Raw genomic sequence first — 8054 nt, 5'->3', positions numbered from 1 at the left:
GTATTCGCGATCCGTCCCCCATCGCCGGAAGAGGATGGCCGTCCTCTCCGGCGCTTCTTTATCTCACCAAGAAGCACGAAAATCATAAGACAAGCATTACCTTATGCCCTGAGGCGTTTTGCCACCCGGCAGATGTGTTCTGCGCCGATGCCGCAGCAGCCGCCCACCAGGCTTGCGCCCTTTTCCACCCATTCCGCCGCGAAGGTTGAGTATTTGTCGGAATTCAGATCCTCGCGCGTGCCATGCAGGCCTTCATTGGCGGCTTCGCCGTCATTGAGGTTTTCGAACGCATTGGCGTAGACGCCGATCTCGATGTCGACGCCACGGGCGTCAAACACTGCGCGGGCGTCGACCACGGCCTGTCCCATCACTTCGGGCGCAGCACAATTGAACAGCAGCGCCTTGGCGCCGGATGCCGCCGCCCATTCGGCCGCCGCCGTGACGCTTTCGCCCGAGCGCAGACGGGTTGCGCCCTCGGCGATGGCCGCGGGCGTGTCATCGAGCGTGAAGGAGATCCAGAACGGCTTGCCGGTGGCTTTGACCGCCTCGCGAACGGCGTCTGCTTCGGCGATCAGGCTCAGCGTCTCGCCCAGCCAGACATCGACATAGGGCGCGAGATAGGTGACGAGAACGTTGAGATAATCCGGCGCGCGCGCTGCATCGAAATTCCAGGGCTCGTAGGAGCCGAAGATCGGCGGCAGCGAGCCTGCGACCACGGTCTTGCCTTGGCCCACGCCATCGGCGGCGTCCCGCGCCAGCCGTCCGGCCAGCGCGATCAGGGCTGCGCCATCGGCGTGGAACTTTTCTTCGCCGATGTGATAGGGCACCAGCGCATAGGAATTGGTGGTGATCACCTCGGCGCCGGCCACGATGAATTCTTCATGCACCTGACGCACGATGTCGGGCGCGTTCATCAGCGCCAGCGCCGACCATTCCGGCTGCTTCAGTTCGGCGCCCAGCCGCACCAGTTCGCGGCTCATGCCGCCGTCGAGAATGCGGGTTTTCTTCTGCGCAGTCGCGGTCATTCCATCCCCCAGTCGTGATTTCCGCCGCTCTTTGCCATGAAGCGCGGGCGAGGGGAAGGGCCGCGATCAATCCTCCGGCGAAAGACAGAGCGCCGTTCCCACCGATCCCAGCGCGCAAGGCGCGCCGAGCGCATAGACCGCCAGCCATAGGCCAAGCGGCGGCATCTCCACAGCCGGCGGAGCAAGCAGCAGAAGCGCGAGCGCGGCGCCCGCGCCGATCAGAAAACCATTGGCGGCGTGAAACAGGATCAGGCGGATCAGCGGCGGCATGGTCGGCTCCCGGGCGTTCGAAATACGACGCCAACCGCCTCGATGGCCGCAAGTTCCCGCAGCCATGGAACCCAGCCCGCCCTTTCACCTTTAATCGGCATCGACAGGGAGGTCGGGATGTCAGATATCGCCGCGCATCCGGGCGCCAGCGCCCAGCCCACGCCGCTCACCTCGGCCGAGCGCGTCAACACCATGGCGCATTATCATCGCGCCGAGATCGCCCGCATGGCCGGCTGGCGCGACCGGCTCGATCGCACCACCAATTGGGCGCTGACGGCCGCCGCCGCCATGCTGTCGGTGTCGCTGTCGACGCCGGCGGCCCATCACGGCGTGTTGCTCTTCGCCATGCTGATCAATCTGCTGCTCTTGTGGATCGAGGCGCGGCGCTATCGCTTCTTCGATGTCTACCGCGCCCGCGTCCGGCAGTTCGAACGGCATTATTTCGCGCAGATCTTCTCGCCGCAACCGGATTTCGCCTCCAACTGGCTGCTGATCCTGGGCGAGACCTTGCGCACGCCGCATTTTCTGATCAGCCAGCGGGTCGCTTTCGCCCGGCGGCTGCGACGCAATTATATCTATGTCTTCGCCCTTTTGCTGCTCGCCTGGATCCTCAAGATCACCACGCCGGAGCTCGCGGCCCGCCAGGGTCCCGCCGATCTCTGGCAGATGGCCTATGCGGCGGCCAAGAGCGCCAGCCTCGGCCCCGCGCCGGGCGAGATGGTGGCGCCGGTCGTGGCCGCCTTCTATGCCGTCCTGATCTATGTCGCCTATTTCACGCCGGATGAGGACGCCGAACTCGCCCATGGCAATGTCCATGTCTGATCGCCTGCGGCAGGCGTCTTGCAAAGCGCCTGTACCTGCTTTATATTCGTAGCTATGAAGATAGACGCCGAAGCCATGAAAACGGGCGCCGAACAGGCGAGCGAATTGTTGAAATCCTTGTCCAACCGCTACCGGTTGCTGATCCTCTGTCGCCTGTCGGATGGCGAGCATTCGGTCGGACAGTTGGCGGAATTTCTCGGCATCCGCGACTCCACAGTCTCCCAGCATCTGGCGCTGCTCCGCCGCGATCGCATCATCGCCGCCCGCCGCGACGGCCAGACGATCTGGTACCGCATTGAAAGCGATGTCGCCCGCGATCTGATCGCCACGCTCTACCGAAACTACTGCGGAAAAGACGAAGCCGCCGCCTGACTGTCGCGAGCATTCTGCCAGGCCCCAAAAGGGGTAAATGGCGCTGTCGGCGCTTCATCGTCCGGACTCCCCGCTCTGCGCGGGGAGAAGGTGGCGGCAGCCGTATGGTGGCCGTGCAGGCGGTCAACCGTATACGGAACAAAACCCGCGCCGCCGTCCTGCTCGGGCCTGTCCCGAGCATCTGCAACCTATTGATTTTGCTCGATGGCTTAGATCCTCGGCGCAAGGCCGAGGATGACGACGGAGAGAGTGAAAACCCCTCCCCAACCCCTCCCCACAAGGGGGAGGGGCTTACGCTGCCTCACCCTCCAACCCCAAGAAACCTTGCCTCCGCTAGGCTGAACTGTGGGACGCCAGCGGCAGCTCCCGGTTAAGCCCCTCCCCTTGTGGGAGGGGTGGGGGAGGGCCTTACTTAAAAGATCACCCTCCCGAAAATATTTTCATCCCCCACCATCCCACGCCGCTTATCCTTATCTCGTCCTGTCATCGGCTACACCGCGAGGCGTCGCGGCGAGATGGGGCCGGCGCTGGGGGAAGGGGGACGACGTGAACCCTCTTTCTCCGGGGCTTCGAGAAACGACGACCCCCGAACACTGGGGACTTGGCGTGAAAGCGTCCCCCAGGGTGGCGTCTCGAAAGGGACGTTACAGTAAGGCCCGCTTTAGAGGCGGATTACCCGCAGGCTCGACCTGCGGCGACGAGCGTCAAGTTCGAAGCACAAACCGACGAATGTGGGGCGCGATGAGCGTCACTATAAAATTTACTTAACGAGGCGTTCTTCGCGCCCCGGCCGAGCCCTTATGGGCGAAGCGAGATAATGAGGCAAAACTCCGGGCGTGATGACGCGGCGGAGCAATTTCGCATGGTCTGTCGTCTTTGAGAATTTGGAGCGGGCGAAGGGATTCGAACCCTCGACCCCAACCTTGGCAAGGTTGTGCTCTACCCCTGAGCTACACCCGCTCAATAACCGCTGTCCTGGGGTAGTGTGGACCGCGTGTCGCCGAAGCCGTCGACGAGGGCTATTTGCCCCAGACGCAGATGAAATGCAACAGGTTTTTGATGAAAAAAATCAAGCCTGTGGATAGTGGCTCGAGATGATACGAAAGCGCTGCGCGACAAGCCGCCCGCAGTCTCGACCGCGCAGTTGGCGCTCAGAAAGATGGAATATCATTGTTTTTGGAGATTTTGGAGCGGGCGAAGGGATTCGAACCCTCGACCCCAACCTTGGCAAGGTTGTGCTCTACCCCTGAGCTACACCCGCTCATCATCACGTCCCTGGGGTAGGTTTGGTCCGTGAGCCGCTGCCATCCGGCGGCGACGGGCGCTATATCGCTCAAGGCTTCCGAGAATGCAACAGGGAAATGACAGGGCAGTGAAGAAAAATTGCATCCCTTTGAAAACACGTCGAAAATTGAGTGGCTAGTCAACGGTGCGGCCATTGCTCCCAATGCGGAAGCATCGTATCACTCGGCTCCGGAGCGAGTCAGCAAGGAGAAGAAGAATGGCCGAAGCCCAGCCGAAAACCGATCAGGACCTGTTTGCCTTTCTCGATCAGCTCGGGGCGCGCCATCAGACCAAGAGCCATGCGCCGGTGTTCACGGTGGCCGAATCGGCGGCGCTGCGCGACGAGATCCCGGGAGGTCACACCAAGAACCTGTTCGTGAAGGACAGGAAGGACCAGTATTTCCTGCTGACGGTCGAGGAAAACGCCACGGTGGATCTGAAAACGGTGCACCAGATCGTCGGCGGCGCGTCGAAATTTTCCTTCGGCAAGCCGGAGAAACTGATGGAATATCTCGGCGTCGTTCCCGGCTCGGTCACCGCCTTCGGGGTGATCAACGATATGGAGCAGAATGTGACGATTGTGCTCGACGAAGAACTGATGAAGAATGACATCATCAATTGCCACCCGCTCAGAAACGACGCCACGACCTCGATCGGCCGGGATGATCTGATCCGCTTCATCGAGGCGACCGGACACAAGGCCCATATCTTGAAAGTGACCGTCTAAATCACGACATCAGGGCGGAAAAATCGGAGTGACGAGAATGACGGGTTTCAGCAATCCTTTTGGCGGCCTTGGCGGCCAGCCTGCGTCAAAAACCAATGGCGGCGCGGGGCACGCGCATGTCAAGGACACCACCACGCAAGCCTTCGGTCGCGATGTCATGGAAGAATCGACGCGCCAGCCGGTGCTGGTCGATTTCTGGGCGCCCTGGTGCGGTCCCTGTCGCCAGTTGACGCCGGTGATCGAAAAAGTGGTCGCGGAGGCGGGCGGCAAGGTCAAGCTCGTCAAGCTCAACATTGATGACCATCCCGCCATTCCAGGCCAGCTCGGCATTCAGTCCATTCCCGCTGTCGTCGCTTTCGTCAATGGCCGTCCGGTCGATGGCTTCATGGGCGCGCTGCCCGAAACCCAGGTGCGCGCCTTCATCGACAAGATCGCCGGCCCTGGCGCGGGTCCCATCGATGAGGCGGCGGAAATCGAGGCGGTGCTGACCGAAGCCGAGGCGGCGCTCGCCGAAGGCGATCTCGGCGGCGCGGCCGATATGTTCGGCGCGGTTCTGCAGGCCGATCCCGACAGTCTAAGGGCGCTGGCCGGCATGGCCAATTGCATGATCGCGGCCGGTCAGTGGGAGCGCGCCCGCGATCTGCTCGCCAGCCTGCCGGACGACAAGAAGACGGATGCGGTCGTCGCGCCGCTTCTCGCCAAGCTGGCGCAGATCGAGGAAGCCCGCAAGCTCGGCGATCCCCGTGCGCTTGAGCACGAACTGGCGCTCAATCCCGATCACCACGACGCCCGCATGAAGCTCGCCAAGATCCTCAATGTCGAAGGCGATCGCGAGGGCGCCGCCGAGCATCTGTTCTACATCATGAAGAAGGACCGCGCTTACGACGACGACGGCGCCCGCCGCCAGTTGCTGCAGTTCTTCGACGTCTGGGGCGTCAAGGATCCCGCGACCATCGCCGCGCGGCGGAAATTGTCGTCGATCCTGTTCTCCTAAGGCGGCCATTGCTTGAATGGGGGGCCTTCGTCCCCCATATTCCTGTTGAATGGAGAGAGGTTGGTCGATGCAAGTTGGCAATGCGCGTTATCTGACCGAGGCGGACCTGCCGGAAACGATTGCGATTTTTCCCCTGTCGGGCGTGCTGCTGCTGTCCGGTGCGCATCTGCCGCTGAATGTGTTCGAACCGCGCTATCTCGCCCTGATCGACGACGCGCTCAAGCATAACCGGCTCATCGGCGTCGCCCAACCGGTTTTCACCGAAACCGAAGAGAGCCCGGCGGGCAATCCCGACCTCTGCAAGGTGGGCACGATCGGTCGCATCACCACCTTCGGCGAAACCGGAGATGGCCGTTATGTGATCGATGTCTCCGGCATCTGCCGCGTGCGGCTTCTCAATGAAATGCCGCAGGGACACTGTCCCTATCGTCGCTTCGCCATCAAGCCCTTCGTCAGCGACCTGATCGAACCTGATGACGATCCCGCCGTCGATCGCGACGCTCTGCTGTCGGCCTTCCGCAATTATCTCGACGCCAACAAGCTTGAGGTCGATTGGGAAGCGGTCGGCAAGACGTCCAATCGCACGCTGGTCAATTCGCTGTCGATGATGGCGCCGTTCGGGCCGCGCGAAAAGCAGGCGTTGCTCGAAGCCCCCGATCTCAGGACGCGCGCCGAGACGCTGGTCGCCATGACCGAGATCGTGCTCGCCAAGGCCTTCGGCGACGCCGCCCGCACCCTGCAGTGAGGCTTCGGTGACCGATCTCGATCTCGCTCGCCCCGATCCGAAAATGCTTGAGTTGCTGGTCTGTCCGGTCACCAAGGGCCGTTTGATCTATGATCGCGACCGCAACGAACTGGTGTCGGAAAAGGCCAAGCTGGCCTTCCCGATCCGCGACGGCGTGCCGATCATGCTGGAATCGGAAGCCCGCCGCATCGAAAGCTGATCAGCGGAAGCGCTTCGCCATGAGGCTCGGCGCGATCCAGAGCGAAGCGAGGACCAGCACGCCGCACAGGCTCGCCAACCAGCCGAGCTGTTCGGCCGGTAACGCCTCCAGTCGAAGTTCGACCTCGCTTTGGCCGGCCGGCGCCGCGATCCGCAGAAATTTCGCCCCATCGACAAGCCTGCCGCCCGAAGCTGTCCAGCCGGGATAATCGAACTGCCTGATAGCGATGATGCCCGGTGTGGCGAGAGCGGTCGTGAACCGAATGTGGCGCGGCGCCCAGTCTCGCACCGTGATCTCTCCCTGACCCTCGATCAGCCGAACCCTTTCGCCGGGGGCGAACAGGCCCTGCGTTTCCGCCGGCGCCGCCAGCCGATATTCCGGCGCGTCCCAGCTTTCATCCCCGGGGCTGGATCGGGTGATAGACTTGGGATCGATGGACGCTGGAAGGCGCGAGGGTAGGAAAGTGAAACCGATATTGATCCCGAGGCCAAGGAGAACGACGACCAGAGGAAGCAGACGGGCGATGCGCGGCATGGAAGCGGCAAATGCGGTCGCGGAAAGCGCCAGGCCTGTTGTCGCCAGCAGCAGGAACCGCCAGGGAAACTGCACCCGGTCCAGCGGCAGATGCAGATCCCAGAGCGGTCGGCTGGCGATGCTCATCAGGAAGAGCGCGAGCAGCAGGAAGGCGAGCGCCGCGACTGTCTGTGTTCGCGCCACATGCCATGTTCGGGTCAAGGCTATTCCCGCGAGAAGCAGGCCAAATCCGAATGTGACGGCGCTGGCGACATGCACATAAAGTTCTATGCCGGGATCGGGCCAGACAGCCCCGCCCAGCAACCATTTGCTCGCGAGATTGCGGCCGGAAAACAGCGCCGCCGTGTCGATATAGGCCGAATGGGTGAGCGCCGTGCCGAGATAGCCGCCGGCGAGGAGAAGACCGAGCAGCGTCGAAACTGTCAGTGTCGCCAGCCTGTTCGGGCTCCGGGCCTTGAGATCGAGGATGACCGCATAGAGGCCATAGGCAGGGCCGGCGATCAGAATGGATGGCGCATGGGTCGTGAACAGGCCAGCCAGCGTCAGGGCCAGTGCGGCGATTGTTCTGGTGCTGATGCGGTCTGCGGCTGTGAGAATCATCAGCGTCAGGGGCGGCCAGACGAAAGCCCAGACTTCGGCAAGCGCGCCACGCTGATAGACGTCGATATAGAGGTGATAGGGCGCAAGGCAATAGACGAGAGCGCCGGCGAGCGCCGCCTGCGGCGCGTGGGGGAAGGCGCGGCGCAGCCAACCGAGGCAGGCGATGCCGGACAGCAACATCGCCATCCAGGCGGAGACGCCGAGCCTGAGCGCCAGTGTGGCGGGGTCCGAAAAAAGCGGTTGGAGCAGCGCGGTGACGAAATGGCTGAGCGGCGGATAGAGAAAGAACACCGGGCTGCCGAAGCCGTCATTCAAGTCCACCAGCCAACGCGGATAGAGATCGCCGGACCAGAATTGCCCGGCGAAGGCGTCCTGCCATCGGGCATGGAAAATGCTGTCGACGCCTTTGCGCAAGGCGCCGAACACAATGGCCGGGATCATCGGCAGCGTAACCGTCAGAAAGATCGCCATCACCGCGCTCG

The 8054-nt window shown here is 62.6% G+C and carries 9 protein-coding genes and 2 tRNA genes; 6 read left to right on the top strand and 5 right to left on the bottom strand.

Features of this window, described 5'->3' with window-relative positions:
• Nucleotides 1-101 precede the first annotated feature (101 nt).
• Together M2360_RS26035 and M2360_RS26030 are read right to left on the bottom strand one after the other, a co-directional pair.
• On the bottom strand, nt 102-1025 hold the full coding sequence (locus M2360_RS26035; protein ID WP_280778302.1) for a homocysteine S-methyltransferase family protein: 924 nt from the start codon (nt 1023-1025) through the stop codon (nt 102-104).
• A gap of 66 nt (nt 1026-1091) precedes the next feature.
• A complete protein-coding gene (locus M2360_RS26030; RefSeq protein WP_280778301.1) occupies nt 1092-1295 on the bottom strand; it encodes a hypothetical protein in 204 nt (67 codons plus the stop codon).
• A gap of 117 nt (nt 1296-1412) precedes the next feature.
• Here M2360_RS26030 and M2360_RS26025 point away from each other — a divergent pair, with 117 nt between their 5' ends.
• The gene (locus M2360_RS26025; protein ID WP_280778300.1) at nt 1413-2117 is read left to right on the top strand and encodes a DUF2270 domain-containing protein; all 705 of its coding nucleotides are present in this window, start codon (nt 1413-1415) and stop codon (nt 2115-2117) included.
• A gap of 75 nt (nt 2118-2192) precedes the next feature.
• Nucleotides 2193-2489, top strand: a complete 297-nt coding sequence (locus tag M2360_RS26020; RefSeq protein ID WP_280778299.1) for a metalloregulator ArsR/SmtB family transcription factor — start codon at nt 2193-2195, stop codon at nt 2487-2489.
• A gap of 885 nt (nt 2490-3374) precedes the next feature.
• On the opposite strand, the gene M2360_RS26015 is transcribed toward M2360_RS26020, so the two are convergent.
• Together M2360_RS26015 and M2360_RS26010 are read right to left on the bottom strand one after the other, a co-directional pair.
• Nucleotides 3375-3449 (bottom strand) — tRNA-Gly (locus M2360_RS26015).
• A 226-nt stretch (nt 3450-3675) separates the two neighbouring features.
• Nucleotides 3676-3750 (bottom strand) — tRNA-Gly (locus tag M2360_RS26010).
• Between the two features lie 240 nt (nt 3751-3990).
• Here M2360_RS26010 and M2360_RS26005 point away from each other — a divergent pair.
• The 4 genes from M2360_RS26005 (at nt 3991) to M2360_RS25990 (ending at nt 6438) form a co-directional block, all read left to right on the top strand.
• Nucleotides 3991-4500, top strand: coding sequence for a prolyl-tRNA synthetase associated domain-containing protein (locus tag M2360_RS26005; RefSeq protein ID WP_280778298.1), 510 nt, complete (start codon nt 3991-3993; stop codon nt 4498-4500).
• A 37-nt stretch (nt 4501-4537) separates the two neighbouring features.
• On the top strand, nt 4538-5494 hold the full coding sequence (gene trxA, locus M2360_RS26000) for a thioredoxin (RefSeq protein WP_280778297.1): 957 nt from the start codon (nt 4538-4540) through the stop codon (nt 5492-5494).
• A 67-nt stretch (nt 5495-5561) separates the two neighbouring features.
• On the top strand, nt 5562-6239 hold the full coding sequence (locus tag M2360_RS25995) for an LON peptidase substrate-binding domain-containing protein (RefSeq protein ID WP_280778296.1): 678 nt from the start codon (nt 5562-5564) through the stop codon (nt 6237-6239).
• Between the two features lie 43 nt (nt 6240-6282).
• The gene (locus M2360_RS25990) at nt 6283-6438 is read left to right on the top strand and encodes a Trm112 family protein (RefSeq protein ID WP_280778304.1); all 156 of its coding nucleotides are present in this window, start codon (nt 6283-6285) and stop codon (nt 6436-6438) included.
• On the opposite strand, the gene M2360_RS25985 is transcribed toward M2360_RS25990, so the two are convergent.
• Nucleotides 6439-8043 (bottom strand): hypothetical protein, encoded by a 1605-nt coding sequence (locus tag M2360_RS25985; RefSeq protein ID WP_280778295.1) that lies wholly within the window; start codon nt 8041-8043, stop codon nt 6439-6441.
• Nucleotides 8044-8054 lie beyond the last annotated feature (11 nt).

The organism is Rhizobium sp. SG_E_25_P2, assembly GCF_029892285.1.
Taxonomy (GTDB): Bacteria; Pseudomonadota; Alphaproteobacteria; order Rhizobiales; family Rhizobiaceae; genus Rhizobium_E.
Note: the sequence above shows the minus strand (reverse complement) of the source record. Positions and strands in the feature narration are given on the sequence as shown.

What these genes read in the sequence shown, in the direction of transcription:
- M2360_RS26035 (WP_280778302.1), bottom strand. Translation starts at nt 1,025, where the DNA reads ATGACCGCGACTGCGCAGAAGAAAACCCGCATTCTCGACGGCGGCATG.
- M2360_RS26030 (WP_280778301.1), bottom strand. Translation starts at nt 1,295, where the DNA reads ATGCCGCCGCTGATCCGCCTGATCCTGTTTCACGCCGCCAATGGTTTT.
- M2360_RS26025 (WP_280778300.1), top strand. Translation starts at nt 1,413, where the DNA reads ATGTCAGATATCGCCGCGCATCCGGGCGCCAGCGCCCAGCCCACGCCG.
- M2360_RS26020 (WP_280778299.1), top strand. Translation starts at nt 2,193, where the DNA reads ATGAAAACGGGCGCCGAACAGGCGAGCGAATTGTTGAAATCCTTGTCC.
- M2360_RS26005 (WP_280778298.1), top strand. Translation starts at nt 3,991, where the DNA reads ATGGCCGAAGCCCAGCCGAAAACCGATCAGGACCTGTTTGCCTTTCTC.
- trxA (WP_280778297.1), top strand. Translation starts at nt 4,538, where the DNA reads ATGACGGGTTTCAGCAATCCTTTTGGCGGCCTTGGCGGCCAGCCTGCG.
- M2360_RS25995 (WP_280778296.1), top strand. Translation starts at nt 5,562, where the DNA reads ATGCAAGTTGGCAATGCGCGTTATCTGACCGAGGCGGACCTGCCGGAA.
- M2360_RS25990 (WP_280778304.1), top strand. Translation starts at nt 6,283, where the DNA reads ATGCTTGAGTTGCTGGTCTGTCCGGTCACCAAGGGCCGTTTGATCTAT.
- M2360_RS25985 (WP_280778295.1), bottom strand. Translation starts at nt 8,043, where the DNA reads ATGGCGATCTTTCTGACGGTTACGCTGCCGATGATCCCGGCCATTGTG.